The organism is Dyadobacter sp. HNCC25DJ183, assembly GCF_056895175.1.
In genome coordinates, this window is sequence record NZ_JBXHAP010000002.1 from 20,135 (window position 1) to 33,834 (window position 13,700).

10 protein-coding genes are annotated in these 13,700 nt (G+C 45.9%); 4 read left to right on the plus strand and 6 right to left on the minus strand.

Annotated elements, in window-relative coordinates:
* Window positions 1–179 precede the first annotated feature (179 nt).
* Window positions 180–1,254 (minus strand): peptide chain release factor 2 gene (gene prfB / locus AC1XTG_RS04040; protein WP_157474498.1). Its coding sequence is split into 2 segments (ribosomal slippage): window positions 180–1,193 and window positions 1,195–1,254, totalling 1,074 coding nucleotides; the frame shifts between segments, so codons are not numbered across the junction.
* 301 nt (window positions 1,255–1,555) lie between these two features.
* Here prfB and lpdA point away from each other — a divergent pair.
* Together lpdA and AC1XTG_RS04050 are read left to right on the plus strand one after the other, a co-directional pair.
* Window positions 1,556–2,953 carry a dihydrolipoyl dehydrogenase gene (gene lpdA / locus AC1XTG_RS04045; RefSeq protein WP_056279381.1) on the plus strand — a complete coding sequence of 466 codons (1,398 nt, stop codon included), beginning with the start codon at window positions 1,556–1,558 and terminating at the stop codon, window positions 2,951–2,953.
* Window positions 2,954–3,077: 124 nt separating this feature from the next.
* Window positions 3,078–4,841 (plus strand): response regulator, encoded by a 1,764-nt coding sequence (locus AC1XTG_RS04050; protein WP_484841107.1) that lies wholly within the window; start codon window positions 3,078–3,080, stop codon window positions 4,839–4,841.
* A 7-nt stretch (window positions 4,842–4,848) separates the two neighbouring features.
* Here the strand turns inward: AC1XTG_RS04050 and AC1XTG_RS04055 are convergent, their stop codons facing one another.
* A complete protein-coding gene (locus AC1XTG_RS04055) occupies window positions 4,849–5,847 on the minus strand; it encodes a polysaccharide deacetylase family protein (RefSeq protein WP_484841514.1) in 999 nt (332 codons plus the stop codon).
* A 112-nt stretch (window positions 5,848–5,959) separates the two neighbouring features.
* The gene (locus AC1XTG_RS04060; protein ID WP_484841108.1) at window positions 5,960–7,723 is read right to left on the minus strand and encodes a DUF4153 domain-containing protein; all 1,764 of its coding nucleotides are present in this window, start codon (window positions 7,721–7,723) and stop codon (window positions 5,960–5,962) included.
* Window positions 7,724–7,856: 133 nt separating this feature from the next.
* Between AC1XTG_RS04060 and AC1XTG_RS04065 the strand changes: the two genes are divergently transcribed.
* A complete protein-coding gene (locus AC1XTG_RS04065; RefSeq protein WP_484841109.1) occupies window positions 7,857–8,837 on the plus strand; it encodes a hypothetical protein in 981 nt (326 codons plus the stop codon).
* A 17-nt stretch (window positions 8,838–8,854) separates the two neighbouring features.
* On the opposite strand, the gene AC1XTG_RS04070 is transcribed toward AC1XTG_RS04065, so the two are convergent.
* Genes AC1XTG_RS04070 through AC1XTG_RS04080 form a run of 3 tightly spaced genes read right to left on the minus strand, consistent with a single transcriptional unit; the run spans window position 8,855 to window position 11,554 of the window.
* Window positions 8,855–9,838: a bifunctional heptose 7-phosphate kinase/heptose 1-phosphate adenyltransferase gene (locus tag AC1XTG_RS04070; RefSeq protein ID WP_484841110.1), complete on the minus strand. Its 984-nt coding sequence runs from the start codon at window positions 9,836–9,838 to the stop codon at window positions 8,855–8,857.
* Between the two features lie 43 nt (window positions 9,839–9,881).
* A complete protein-coding gene (locus tag AC1XTG_RS04075; RefSeq protein ID WP_484841111.1) occupies window positions 9,882–10,310 on the minus strand; it encodes a GNAT family N-acetyltransferase in 429 nt (142 codons plus the stop codon).
* Window positions 10,307–11,554, minus strand: coding sequence for a bifunctional 3,4-dihydroxy-2-butanone-4-phosphate synthase/GTP cyclohydrolase II (locus tag AC1XTG_RS04080; RefSeq protein ID WP_056279390.1), 1,248 nt, complete (start codon window positions 11,552–11,554; stop codon window positions 10,307–10,309). Before AC1XTG_RS04080 ends, AC1XTG_RS04075 begins: the two co-directional genes overlap by 4 nt.
* A 176-nt stretch (window positions 11,555–11,730) precedes the next feature.
* Between AC1XTG_RS04080 and AC1XTG_RS04085 the strand changes: the two genes are divergently transcribed.
* Complete coding sequence (locus AC1XTG_RS04085; protein WP_484841112.1) at window positions 11,731–13,671, plus strand: T9SS type B sorting domain-containing protein; 1,941 nt, start codon at window positions 11,731–11,733, stop codon at window positions 13,669–13,671.
* Window positions 13,672–13,700 lie beyond the last annotated feature (29 nt).

The following is a 13,700-nucleotide window of genomic DNA, read 5'->3' on the forward strand; positions in this document are numbered from 1 at the left end:
CCGATATTCTTCCTTCTGATTTCAATTGAGCAATAAGCTCTATATCGGTCTTTTGACCTTTGTCATTTGTGATATATCTGATACCAGTCATAATTCTGCTGTTTGATTAGAAATTTAACAAAAAACAGTAAAACCTCCAACCCCGATAATCCATCGGCGATCGGAGGTTTTTCAATTACTCAGGATTCCATCAAATAAGCCTTGATAAAATCATTGATTTCACCATTGAGTACCGCATCCGTGTTGGAGGTCTGATGGTCAGTCCGGTGGTCTTTTACCCGGCGATCATCCAGTACATAGCTTCTAATTTGGGAGCCCCATTCAATTTTTCGTTTGGAAGCTTCCACTTCTGCGCGTGCTGAGTTGCGCTTTTCAAGCTCAATCTGGTACAAACGCGACTTCAAAAGCCTGATTGCGACTTCTTTGTTCATCAGCTGCGACCGCTCCTGTTGGCAGGCGATGATAATGCCCGAAGGTTTGTGATGCAGACGAACTGCAGTCTCAACCTTATTCACATTCTGTCCACCCGCGCCGCCTGAGCGATACGTATCCCAGGTAATATCAGCCAGGTTTACGTCAATTTCGATGTTATCATCAGCCAGCGGATACACATACACGGAGGTAAAGGAAGTGTGGCGCCGCGCATTTGAGTCAAACGGCGAAATGCGCACGAGCCTGTGTACACCGTTTTCAGATTTCAGGTTACCATAAGCATATTCGCCGTCGATTTCCAATGTTACAGATTTTACTCCTGCCACATCACCGTCCTGCAAATCCACTTCACGTACTTTGTAGCCATTTTTCTCCGCCCACATGATGTACATCCGCATCAGCATCGAAGCCCAGTCCTGCGACTCGGTACCACCGGCGCCTGCATTAATTTCGATCACGGCAGGCAGTTCGTCGCCTTCTTCGCCCATCATTTTCCGGAATTCAATTTCTTCCAGCTTGTCTGAGAGCTTTTTGCCTTCTTCGTCTACCTCTTCTTCGGTAGCTTCTTTGGCTTCATAAAATTCCCAAATGGTATCCAGATCGTCGCGGAGGCGCGCCAGTTCTTCGTAGCCATTTGTCCAGAATTTCAGTCCGCGAATTTCCCGCATTGTTTTTTCGGCACGTTCTGAATCATTCCAGAACTCCGGTTGAACAGTTTGCTGTTCAAGATCTTCTAGTTGTTTTTTACGGTTACCGTAGTCAAAGATACCTCCCCAAAGCCTCTACACGGGCCTTCAAGTCTTTCAATTGCTCTGCTGTCATTTGAAGTTTTTGAATGTTAAGTTGAAAAAATGGCAAGCTAAAACGTTGTTGAATACTTTGTCACACTGAGCGGAGTCGAAGTGAAATAGCGTAGTGCCTTCACTTCGACTCCGCTCAGTGTGACAAAAAGTGGTCAACAGCGGTATCAGCGGGCACTGTTAGTTACAAAGGTATAACAATTCACAAGAATGGTCGGTTTCAATCAAATAGGAGCTACTGTCCGTGTAGGCATTCCGGCAAATCGTCTTAACTTTGCGAGAAATTTAGTGTACCCATTTCTTATCAATAAAAATACCAGAAAATGGCTCAAACATATGATGTGATTGTAATTGGTAGCGGCCCCGGGGGATATCCGGCAGCCATTCGTGCTTCCCAATTAGGACTTAAAGTTGCAATTATCGAAAAAGAAAGTCTGGGTGGAATATGCCTTAACTGGGGTTGCATTCCTACCAAAGCGCTTTTGAAAAGTGCTCAGGTTTTTGAATACATTAAGCATGCAAAAGACTACGGGATCAATGTAGGCGAATCATCTGCTGATTTCTCTGGGGTAATCAAACGCAGTCGCGGGGTTGCCGATTCGATGAGCAAAGGGGTATCCTTCCTGATGAAAAAGAATAAGATCGACGTTATCATGGGCGCCGGTAAGGTGAAGGGGCAGAAAACGGTTGAGGTTACTGATAAAGACGGTAAGAAAACGGATTACACTGCCAATAAAGGTGTGATCATTGCAACAGGTGCACGTGCGCGCGAGTTGCCAAATATCAAGATCGACGGACAGAAAATCATTGAATACCGCAAGGCAATGAGCCTTGAAAAACAGCCTGCATCTCTATTGGTGATCGGTTCTGGTGCAATCGGAATGGAGTTTGCGTATGTATACGCTTCCATGGGCACGAAAGTTACCGTGGTGGAATTCCTTCCAAACCTGGTACCGGTAGAAGATGAGGAGATCTCAAAAGAGATCGCCAAGCAATACAAAAAGCTGGGTGTGGATACCTACGTAAATTCTACGGTTGAGAATGTAGATACCAGCGGAAACGGCTGCGTTGTTTCGGTGAAAACGCCGGACGGACAAAAGTCTTTCCAGGTAGATGTAGTGCTTTCAGCAGCAGGTATTGTTTCCAATATCGAGAATATCGGTTTGGAAGAAACAGGTATCAAAACCGAAAAAGGCAAAATCGCGGTTAACGAATGGTACGAAACCAGCGTTCCCGGTTTCTACGCAATAGGTGACTGTACACCTGGCCCGGCATTGGCGCACGTCGCTACTGCCGAGGGTATCATTTGTGCTGAAAAAATTGCAGGACACAAAACAGAGGCACTCGACTACGGTAACATCCCAGGATGTACTTACTGCCAGCCGGAAATTGCGTCTGTTGGCTACACAGAAAAGAAAGCAAGAGAAGCAGGTTACGATATCAAAGTGGGTAAATTCCCATTCAAAGCTTCCGGAAAAGCAACTGCTGCCGGTGCAACGGACGGTTTCGTTAAAGTGATTTTTGATTCTAAATACGGCGAATTCCTTGGCGCGCACATGATCGGTACCAATGTAACCGAGATGATCGCCGAGGTAGTAGTAGCCCGCAAGCTGGAAACAACTTCGCACGAGATCCTGCGGTCAATCCACCCGCACCCGACTATGTCTGAGGCTTTGAAAGGCGCAACAGAAGCGGCTTACGGAGAGGCGATTGACTTGTAAGAAATAGCCTTTAATGCTGAAAGTAGGGTATTCAAGAAATTGGATACCCTATTTTTTTAATGATTTTGTAAATTTGGGTTACAAGACCTTCTGCATCATATCTCAGCGTTTAAAATCTTTATTCTTGAAAAGTGCCACTTACACGGGTGATTTCGACATTTTGTGGAAAAAAGAACGGGAAATCAAGGCCCGTTGGGGGAACCTCATCTTTTGCATAGCGTTCCTCCTGGGTTACCCCGCCACTTCACTCCTTTATCTGCTGCGGAACAACCCTGCATTCGCCGAAATACTCACAGTTGAACTCGTTTTCAGCTTTGTGTCGCTCGTGCTCCTGTTTCTGCATCTGAGTGGCCGGATTTCCAGTCAGAGATCTTCATTTCTGACCTACTTAGCCCTCATTCCTATTCACGCATACATTCTTGCCACTGTTCCACACGACTATTACGGCCGGGCTACATTCAATATGACGCTCGCTCTAATATTTACATTCTTCATGGTGCGTTGGCCGGTTTGGAAGGCGGTAGTAGCCACTGCGCTCATTTTAATCAGTTTTCCCATTGCCTTATACGCGCGACACCCGGAGTTTTTCTTTCAATTTTTACGCGAAGGCGGCTTGTTCTTTTTTATGGGGCAGCTACTTTTTCCATTTATCATGCTGCTTAATGAAAAAAGAGACAAGCGGGAGTTTTTTTACAGATATACCCTGGCTACCCAAAACGAAAAGCTTGAAAAACAAAAGCAAATCGCAGAGAATGCAACCATAGCAAAGTCGGAGTTCCTGTCCACGATGAGCCACGAGATACGTACTCCGCTGAATGGGATTGTAGGTATCGTCCATCTTCTGCAGGAAAATAAATCAAGGGATAGTCAGGAGCAGGAGCTCATTGAAACATTGAAATTCTCGGCCGCGCATTTGATGGCGGTAGTCAATGATATTCTTGACTTCAACAAAATCAATTCAAACCACGTCAAGCTGCATTCCGAGAGCTTTGATCCCGAATTATTGTTCAAAAACCTCTATAACACATTTGTCCCGAAAGCGAGAGAGAAAAACCTCGAACTGCTGTTTAATATTCCAGAATCCCTGCCGCAGCTTACAGGTGACCAGACGCGATTGAGCCAGGTAATTACAAACCTGGTACATAATGCGATCAAGTTTACAGATCGTGGTTTTGTCAGCTTTTCAGTAGCAGAAGTGAGCCGGACTGACTCCATCATTACGCTTGCATTCAAAGTTTCCGATAGCGGGATCGGTATATCAGAATCGCAGCAATCGAATGTATTTCAGATTTTCACGCAGGTTAAAAGCTTGGTTAAAAGGCAGGATAGTGGTACCGGGCTGGGATTGGCAATATCCAGGGAGCTTGTTCGCCTCTTTGGCGGAGAGATCAAGCTGGAAAGCCGGCTCGGCAGCGGCTCTTCATTCTCATTTCAAATTGAACTGCCTTATTCTGTCAAAAAGATGCCTCAATTGCCAGTCGAGAAGTTGCCTACTGCCCATTTCAATCTCAACTCCAGAATATTGCTGGTCGATGACAACGCCACCAACCTGATGCTCGCGACAAGACTTCTTGAAAGAAAAAAAATCCCGTTTGACCTGGCGGCAAACGGGAAGCAGGCGGTGGATCTGTATCTCGACAAAGGCCACGAGCTGATCTTCATGGATCTGAGAATGCCCGTAATGGATGGTTTCGAAGCCACAAAGCAAATCCGGACGCTGAATCCTGATGTGCCGATCGTGGCATTAACTGCTTCTGCATTTGAAGATGAACGGGAGCGGGCATTATCCAGCGGGTTCAGCGACTATCTTGTCAAACCGTTCCTGCCGCCTGATTTTTACAAGATTATCGCACTTCATATCGGAGTCGAAAATGGCGGATTGCCATAATTCGCGCCTACTTCACTTTTTGCCTGCGCTGCATTGCTTCGCGCCAGGTAGTCAGTACAATGCCTTCTTTTTCAATGTATTTTTTCAATTCAGGATCTATCATCGCGAGAAAATCACCTTCTCTCGTCGGCCATGAATCTGATATTTTCGGGAAAACTTCGGTGTGAATGGTGCAATGCATGATCACCATTGTAAGTCCGGGTTTTAGTTTGCCAAAAGCTTCAATGTACTTTACTGTCTTGTATCGTTGCATTGCCTTCTCCGACTTATCGCCATTTTCAGGGCCTTTCCAGCCATAGCTGCTGTTTTCCAGATCGTCGAGTACGGGCAGGCCTGCATTCCAGAGTTGCTGTCCAACTTTTTGTGTCATTTCAAATTGCTCGGCAACCAGTTTTTCTTCCGCACGCACCGCAGTATTGTGACCTCCGGGAAACATGACTGGGATTTTTTCCTGCATTCCTACTTTAAGATACCGCTCTATGAACTGGGGTGTAGCAAACAATGTCCCCATATGTGAATCAAGGTGCGTAGGTTCAAAGCCCATTGACCTGGCACGGTCGAGCTGTGCACGGATCTCCTGTTCTACTTCGTCAGGTGATGCATTCTTTACTACTTCGGCAACACTGGGCCACAAGGCGCCCTCGGGGTCTGTTAAGCCTTTTACCTGTTGTTTCCCGGCCAAAGGTCCCCAGCGATAGTCTTTCCATTCAGAAGTCAGCGTCAAATGTAATCCCGCGTCGAGGTCTTTATTTTCTTTCCAGTATTTGACAAAGCCCGGTACCCAGCCGCACGGCATCATCACGCTCAGCGAATTGGCGACTCCCTCCCGGATCGCACGGATTGCGCCCTGGTTTGACTCGTAACTCATTCCTACATCGTCGACATGGATAATCAGGACCTTTTTACCCTTGGGATAACCCAGCTTTTCGGCATAGGTCTGCCCGGCGCTTTGCGAAAAGGCAACTGTTGAGAAACAGATCATGATCAGGAGCAGTGTTACGTTCATCATGCATTTTGGTTAAGTTTATGACTAACAACCTTACATGCCATGAAGAATTATGTACTACTGATTCTACTGTTTTAATTATCCGCTCAGGTAGGCAAGATGAGTCGGGATATTACCTTATCAACAGCACTCCTTCTCCAAAATAATAATCTGTGCCCTGGTTAATGGAAGAAAAAGCAATTGCTACATCTTCATTAGCACTTGTGTACCGGATCATCATTTCGCTGGCCGGTACCGAATCGAAGTTATTACCGTAAGCAGATTTCAACGTTCGTATCTTTTCAGACAGATCCCAGGTGTTGAGCTTACTTCCATTTTTATAAAGATGAATAAACCGTCCATTTGCTGAAACGTCAAGTTTGTATGGACCGGATTTTAATTGCGTTGACTGATTTAGCTGAAAGTATGCAAGTTGGTTGAAGCCTGAGATCGACAAGGTAGCATTCTCATTTTCAGGGGATCGGGACGAAAAATTGGCGTAATTTCCATATCGTCCCAAGTTATCGGGCTTGTTCACCACGTGCCCGGCCAAGATCTGCCGCATTTCTTCATAATGCTGATAATCCGTTTTGTATTTCTTTTTTAATCCTGGAAAATACTTTTCCAATCCTTTCTGTTTGCGTGTATTGAAAAACTGAATGATCGATTCTAATTGCCGGAAATCTTCTAGATCAACGGATACTTTCCCGGATATATGTCCACTTGAATTCAGCATTTTGTTGTCTTGAAGTATTTTCTCAAAAGTCCGGATTTGGCTATGTCTGGCGACAACAAAGATGTTCCACGGTCCGATTGCCAGCAATAATGCGATGGCAGAAAGGGAGACCGGTATCCACCTGATATCCGCCAGTTTATTGACCAGGAAATAAATGGTGGTTCCCGCCAGCCAGAATGCCAGAACAGCTATGATATACCTGTTTTCAGTAATACCGTAATCATTGATCCTTCTGAAAATACCTATAAAAAGCAGTACAATAAGGGGGAGGAGCGCGAGGTAAAATCTTTTGGAAAATAGCCTCACCCATTTTTCCCTGACCGATTCCCTCAAAGGGTGCAGGAGCAATAACGCAAGTATCCCCGCAATCGAGAACGCCATAACCAGATAGGCAACTCCTCCATCCGGCAGTTTCCATTTAAAAAGAATCCGTACTGTGTAGGCGTACAGGATGACCATGTAAACTACTTCCAATGGCAGCAGAACATATTGTGTAAATATTTTCAGTCCCGCGGGATAGTTGGTTTCGTCGTTCAGTGAATGCAGATTTGCAGGGATCTTACTAAGAAAGAACAGCGAATGAAAAACAACGGCGATTAATACAAAGAGGTCGCTTTCTATTTTAATGAGATAGGTAATGTTAAAAAGGTATTCGACCGTTTTTACAGCAATGAGCAACCCGATATATAAGGTAATGGCATACAATGATGCATTCAGAAATTGGAGAAAAAGTGTCTTGTTGAACTGCCAGAAGCCATTTGACTGACTTTTACTTAAAAACGGGGCGTATGCAACGAAGAAGTGACACGCAACCATGAAAAGCATAAATCTGTAAAAATCGATCGAAGAGGGTTCATTGGGAATAGTAAAAAAATAGAGCGTGAGAATTGCTGAGAGCAACAGGTTTATCCCAATCACCAAAGAAGGTTTCCATTGTTTTTGTTCCGAAATCAGCTGAATAGCGATCAGCAGCGGAGTTGCCAAAAAAAGCGGGTACACCAGGCGGATCATCAGATTTACTTCCTCAGCATTACCTACCGATTCAATATACCGCCATAACACAGCCGCTTTACAGATCGCTGCCGCTGCCACCCAGGGGAAACGCCTGATCGTGTGGGTAAGTTGGTCGGTTACTATTCGAATGGAGGGTAATTTGATCATGGCTGGCGGGATTCTTAACGTGTGAAATGTATTCAGAAATCCAGGTCAAATTAGTCCCTCATAGTTTCAAACACAATACCCCATTTTACTTTCACGTTATCTGCCAGATTAACGCACCCCCTAATTTTGCTTTATGATAAACATCCGGTACTCCCTGGCGTGTCTTTTGTTATTGACGATAACAGCTGCCAACGCGCAACATTTTGCATTAAGCCGGCTCTTTTATCCTAATCTTACATTAAAAGCAGATTACTATGTGCCTTCCAGCCTCGACGGCGTGCAGGATTATGGCATGTCAAGAACCGGGTTCCTTGGAGTTATTCCTTTGCAAAGTGAGGTGCAGCTGGGATTCAGCTTGCGAAAAAAGTTTGATTTACGTGCGGTACATACCGTAGCTATCGCACAATACACGCAGATCCAGCCTACTATCGACACTAAGAATGTTCCTGGAAATGGCTACAAGACACTTTCACTCGGCATTATCAGGTTGCAGGCGAGCATCAAGGACCGGCTCTGGGCCTATGGCGGGGGTTTGGGGATGACGGAGACAAACGAGACATTTTTTAGTCCGCAGCCATTTTTCTGGGGAGGTGCCGCGCGGATGCATATTCTTGGTTTAAGAACGCAGATTGCCTACGGATCAGTCATTGCTTACAATCAGAAATTGCGTTTCGTGCCGGTATTCGGGGTCAATAAGGGTTTGGGAAAACATTGGCGGGCTTCTGCATTACTGCCTTTTGTGGCCAATGTAAACTATAAGGCAACCAAGTGGTTCAATGTGGATATGTTTGGCGGGCTGAATGGGTACAGCGGCGGTTTTCAGTTTCAGACACCCGAAGAGAAAACCCTCAGAAGAGAAAATTACCGGCATATCAAAATCGGAATGTCGGCCAATGCTCACCTTTTCAGCGTAATAAATGTCTCACTTGAAGCTGGTGTTACTACCTTCCGGCAGCTTCGTACATTCAACAGCGCAAGGGAAAATCTGACTTCCTACACACCGGCTACAACGCCTTACATTGGAGCGAGCGTACGCTACATTACAAGCCGGTCAAGTCTTTCTTCCAAGTTTATCAAGAGAATGGGCCTCGGACAGACTGGTATTAACTGGTAATCGCGTTGTTTTGGGGATCACGCCAGGTTTAGTTTTTCTGCCTCGGCTTTCAAAAGTGCCTTGTTAATAGGTACTACGCCTACCATTTCACAAACCAGTCCGCCACCGAGATTTGAAATCGCCGCGATCGACTTGGGCGGCAGGTTCAATGCAACACAGCAGGCAGCAATGCTGATCACGGTATCACCTGCACCGGAAACGTCGGCGATGTGGCGAATGTGCGCAGGCAGCTTGTGTGTTTCTCCATTCAGATCAATGAAAACACCGCGTTCAGAAAGTGTGATCAATGCACCTTTTACATTCAAAGTCTCTTTCAGCTGCTCCACAGTCGCGCGCAATTCCTCCGGCTTGTCGACATTGAATTCTACTTTCAAACCTTCCCTAAGCTCCTTCAAATTTGGCTTGAAAAGGGTAGTATGGTTATAGGAAAGGAAGTTGCGTTTTTTGGGATCTACAACTGTCGGGATATTAAGCGAGTTGGCAAATGCAGTTATTTCGCCGATGGACTCAGCCGTGAGAACACCTTTATCGTAGTCTTCGAATATAATGACGTGACAGGTCGGGATCAGCTCTTTCGCTTTTTCCACCAGCTGCTGCGTTTCGCTCCTGGAAATAGGGCGGTCCGTTTCGGTATCAATGCGGACTACCTGTTGTGAGCCCGCGATAATGCGTTCTTTGATTGTGGTTATGCGGGCATCGCTGCGAATCAGCCCTTCACAGTTCAAGCCTTTTTCTTTGAGACTATTTTCAAGCAAATCTCCGGAACTGTCAGCACCGATCACCGAGCAAACAATCGCTTCCGCTCCGAGTGATTGTACATTCAAAAGCACATTCCCGGCTCCTCCGAGGCGGTATTCGCGCCTTTGAACAGTTACAACCGGCACCGGCGCCTCAGGTGAAATCCTGTCTACTTTTCCCCAGACGTAAGAGTCCAGCATAACATCGCCGATCACCAATACACGCAGGGAATCGAACGCTTCAAAGATCTGATTAATGTTCATTTGTAAAATAGGCTCACTTGATCCATTGCAGTTTTCGTGATCATCACACTTTGGCTACAAAATGGAGGCTGGTAATTTGAAATCTTTTATTGAGATAGAGTCTGTGCGCATCCGCTCTTGCTTCTGAAACGCCCGAATCAAGGTGTACCTGATCAAAATTGCCTCTCTGGGCATAATCCATGATCCAGTCCAGCAGCATTCCGGCACAACCTTTTCCACGATGTTGCGGAAGCGTCGAAAGATCGTCTATATAGATGTATTTGCCCCGAAACAGGTTATAACCCGTTTCAAAAACAGCTACTGCGGCCGCTTCGTTTTCCGTTTCTGCAAAAATGATTTTCCGGTTGTCTACCAGTGTTTTTGCAACTTCCGAAAGATATATTTCATCCGACAAACCCGGTCTTAGCGCCTGTATAGCGCCGCGGCATTTGAGAATGTCAGCTTCTGTTTCAGCGGTCCTGATGGTTATCATCCTTTATTAACAGGAATGGTAAGATTGCTCAGGTTATGTCCCATTTTGTCCCTTTTTGTAAGAAGGTACTTCTCATTAAATGGATTCGCAGGAATTTCCACAGCCACGGAATCAATGATCTCAAGTCCGTATCCGATCAGGCCAGCGCGCTTTTTGGGATTGTTTGTGATGAGTTTGATTTTGGTAACATCGAGGTCACGCAGGATTTGCGCACCAACACCATAGTCGCGATCATCCATTGGAAAGCCCAGTTCGAGGTTAGCCTCAACGGTATCACGGCCCATTTCCTGTAACTTATAAGCACGCAGCTTGTTCAGGAGCCCGATTCCGCGTCCTTCCTGGTTCATATATACAATCACACCTTTGCCCGCCTTATCTACCATATCCATTGCGGCATGCAGCTGCGGACCGCAGTCGCAACGGCAGGAACCGAAAATATCTCCGGTAACACAGGAAGAATGGACACGTACCAGTACAGGTTCGTCTTTTTCCCAGGTTCCTTTTACCAAAGCCAAATGGAGATCGCCGGTGTTGATCTGACGGTATGCAATGAGGTCAAAATGACCCCAGGCAGTTGGCATATCCACGCCAATTTCCCGTTTGATCAACGATTCTTCGCGGAGCCGGTACTCGATCAGATCTTTGATACTGACCAGTTTGAGATTAAACCGATTGGCAATTTCGCGCAGTTGAGGAAGGCGCGCCATTGACCCGTCTTCATTCAAAATCTCGACTAAAACGCCAGCAGGAGATAACCCGGCCAATCTCGGAAAATCAATGGCCGCTTCTGTGTGCCCCGTTCTCCGGAGTACTCCGCCTTTTTTTGCCCTCAAAGGAAAAATATGTCCAGGCCTGCCCAGATCTTCGGGTTTGGTCGCAGGATTTACAAGCGCCTGAATGGTTTTGGCACGATCACTTGCGGAGATACCGGTCGTGCAACCGTTGCCTAAAAGATCGACGGAGACGGTGAATGCAGTCTCGTGCAATGCAGTATTGTTGCCAACCATCATTTCGAGATCCAGCTCAACGCAGCGCTCTTCCGTGATGGGAACGCAGATCAGGCCGCGACCTTCACGCGCCATGAAATTGACGATTTCGGGGGTAACCAGCTCTGCTGCACAGATAAAGTCACCTTCATTTTCACGATCCTCATCGTCCACTACAATGATCAATTCACCTCTTTTGACAGCCTCAATGGCATCTTCTATGGAATCCAACTTAATCGGATTGTTAGTGCTATTCATTAATCGGGTTGATGAAAAATAGTTTTAAACCAAAACTCGTTTTTACCGTACAAAGGTATATTGTTAATATCGAAAGTTCTATTTTTGAACTTGGTCGAATGGTTAACAATGGATTTATCTTAACCGTTTCAAAGTTTGGAGCAAGACGACTTATCAGCGGACATTTCTACTCATCTATGAATTTCAGGCAGTTGATCGCATTTGTATTGGGCTTATTCCTGGCTTCGTCCTACCAGGTTTCAGGTCAAAGCTTTTGCGGAAATACGGGCGGATTTTCCATCACACCCTCGCAGGGTTGCGCGCCGCTGACTGTCACTTTGAAAAACTTGGTCCCGAAAGCTGAAAGTGTTACATATGCTTACAACTTCGATCGTTCGCAGACGACAGCCCCAAACCCACCGTTGGCAACACCGGATTCTACTTTCACCTACAATCTGCCGGGTAGCTACACAATTCTGCAATATGGAAGCGCCAATGGGACGGGGTTTAGTCAATGTGCGGATGTGATTGTGAAAGAGACGCGTGCGCCGAATGCGGAGTTGATCAGGTGTTCCGATGGAAAAGTGAGATTAACATTGATCAGTGACAGTATTTCCAATGCATACGATGCGATTATAGTTGACTGGGGCGATGGTTCTGCGCAGAGTTGGAGTCCCAAAAGCAGCAGTTTATACCTTGATCATAGTTACGCATCTAATGCCAGCCGGCCCATTACTTTAAAAGGAAGCTACCGGAATGCGGATTGCCAGCAGAAAATGGGAGTAAGAACTTTGACCGGAACTACTCCGCAGTCTTTGGCCAGAATTGGAATTAAAAGCGTGGAAATGCTGGAATCAGGTGAGGCAAAGGTGTTATATGAAGGCGTAGAAGGTGTTGTTACCGAAGTTTTGATGGACAATGGGGATGGTCAATTTGCTTCAACCGGAAAGGTCGGGGAGGATGGGGGAACTCAGCTTGCCACCATCGCAGGCCTGGACCCGAAGAAGCTGTACAGGTTCAAGCTTTCTTCCAAAAACATTTGTGATGAACTGGTAGACAGCCCCATCGTAAGCAGTATTAGTATTCAGGAAGCTGCGCTGTCGTTGGATGAAATCATTTCACTTTCCTGGCGAAATTTGCCTAATACAGGGGATTTGACAATGTATCAGTTGAAAAGAGATGGTTCTATTATCTTTTCGTCAGCTACTGAACTTTCCTATTCTGATACGGATGTGACTTGCGGAAATAGTTACAAATATGAAATTGTAGCGATCATCGGCAACGATATCCGCTCTTATTCAGCACCGATTGTAATGGAACCTAAAACCTCCATTCCCGGTGTGATCAATCGCGCGAGTGTTACAGTTCAGGACAATAGCACGATCACCACGCAGGTTACATTAGTTGGTGAGGGACTGACCAGTTCGTACGATCTCATTATTGAACGCGCTCCATTAGGTAGCAGCGATTTTCAAAAGATATCTGCGGCGGACAATCAGAGCCTGCAATTTGTGGATACCAACGTTAATCCTTCCGCAGAATCTTATTGCTATCGTTTTCAGTATGAGAATGCATGCGACCAGAAATCACCAGATTTCAGTAGCCCGGTTTGTTCCATTCTGTTGTTGAGCAAGGCACCGGAAATAGTCTGGAATGCAGAATCACCTTTTACAGAGCCGGTAAGTTCCTACAATTTGCATCAGCTTGATGGCCAGGGCAACATTGAAGCTGTAATTCCCAAAGATCTGGGCACGGCACATGTTCTGGATCTTGCTAAACAGTCTTCCTATTCTTTCCGGGTTGAGGCGCAGTCGGCTGACGGCTCGATGACCAGTTACTCCAATCTGCTTCGATTCAGAAGTGATCCGATCGTACTGGTACCGGATGCATTCACACCAAATGGGGATACTCACAATGAACGCTTTGAGGTGAAAGGGTACTTCATTTCCGAGTTTGAAATGTCTATTTTCAATCGTTGGGGTGAAGTGGTTTTTCATACCAGCGATTTGTCGGGAAGCTGGGACGGAAAGGTTGATAGCAAAGAGGCTGCGGGAGGCTATTACATTTACCAGATCAATGCAACTGACAGTTCAGGTCAAAAACTGGCGCGGAAAGGTAGCTTTTTATTGATAAGGTAGGATTTTTCTAATCCATTGATTGTACGGAT

Bases quoted from the DNA above. Each gene is read 5' to 3' on its own strand.
- lpdA (WP_056279381.1), top strand. From the start codon at position 1,556: ATGGCTCAAACATATGATGTGATTGTAATTGGTAGCGGCCCCGGGGGA.
- AC1XTG_RS04055 (WP_484841514.1), bottom strand. From the start codon at position 5,847: ATGAACGTAACACTGCTCCTGATCATGATCTGTTTCTCAACAGTTGCC.
- AC1XTG_RS04060 (WP_484841108.1), bottom strand. From the start codon at position 7,723: ATGATCAAATTACCCTCCATTCGAATAGTAACCGACCAACTTACCCAC.
- AC1XTG_RS04065 (WP_484841109.1), top strand. From the start codon at position 7,857: ATGATAAACATCCGGTACTCCCTGGCGTGTCTTTTGTTATTGACGATA.
- AC1XTG_RS04070 (WP_484841110.1), bottom strand. From the start codon at position 9,838: ATGAACATTAATCAGATCTTTGAAGCGTTCGATTCCCTGCGTGTATTG.
- AC1XTG_RS04075 (WP_484841111.1), bottom strand. From the start codon at position 10,310: ATGATAACCATCAGGACCGCTGAAACAGAAGCTGACATTCTCAAATGC.
- AC1XTG_RS04080 (WP_056279390.1), bottom strand. From the start codon at position 11,554: ATGAATAGCACTAACAATCCGATTAAGTTGGATTCCATAGAAGATGCC.
- AC1XTG_RS04085 (WP_484841112.1), top strand. From the start codon at position 11,731: ATGAATTTCAGGCAGTTGATCGCATTTGTATTGGGCTTATTCCTGGCT.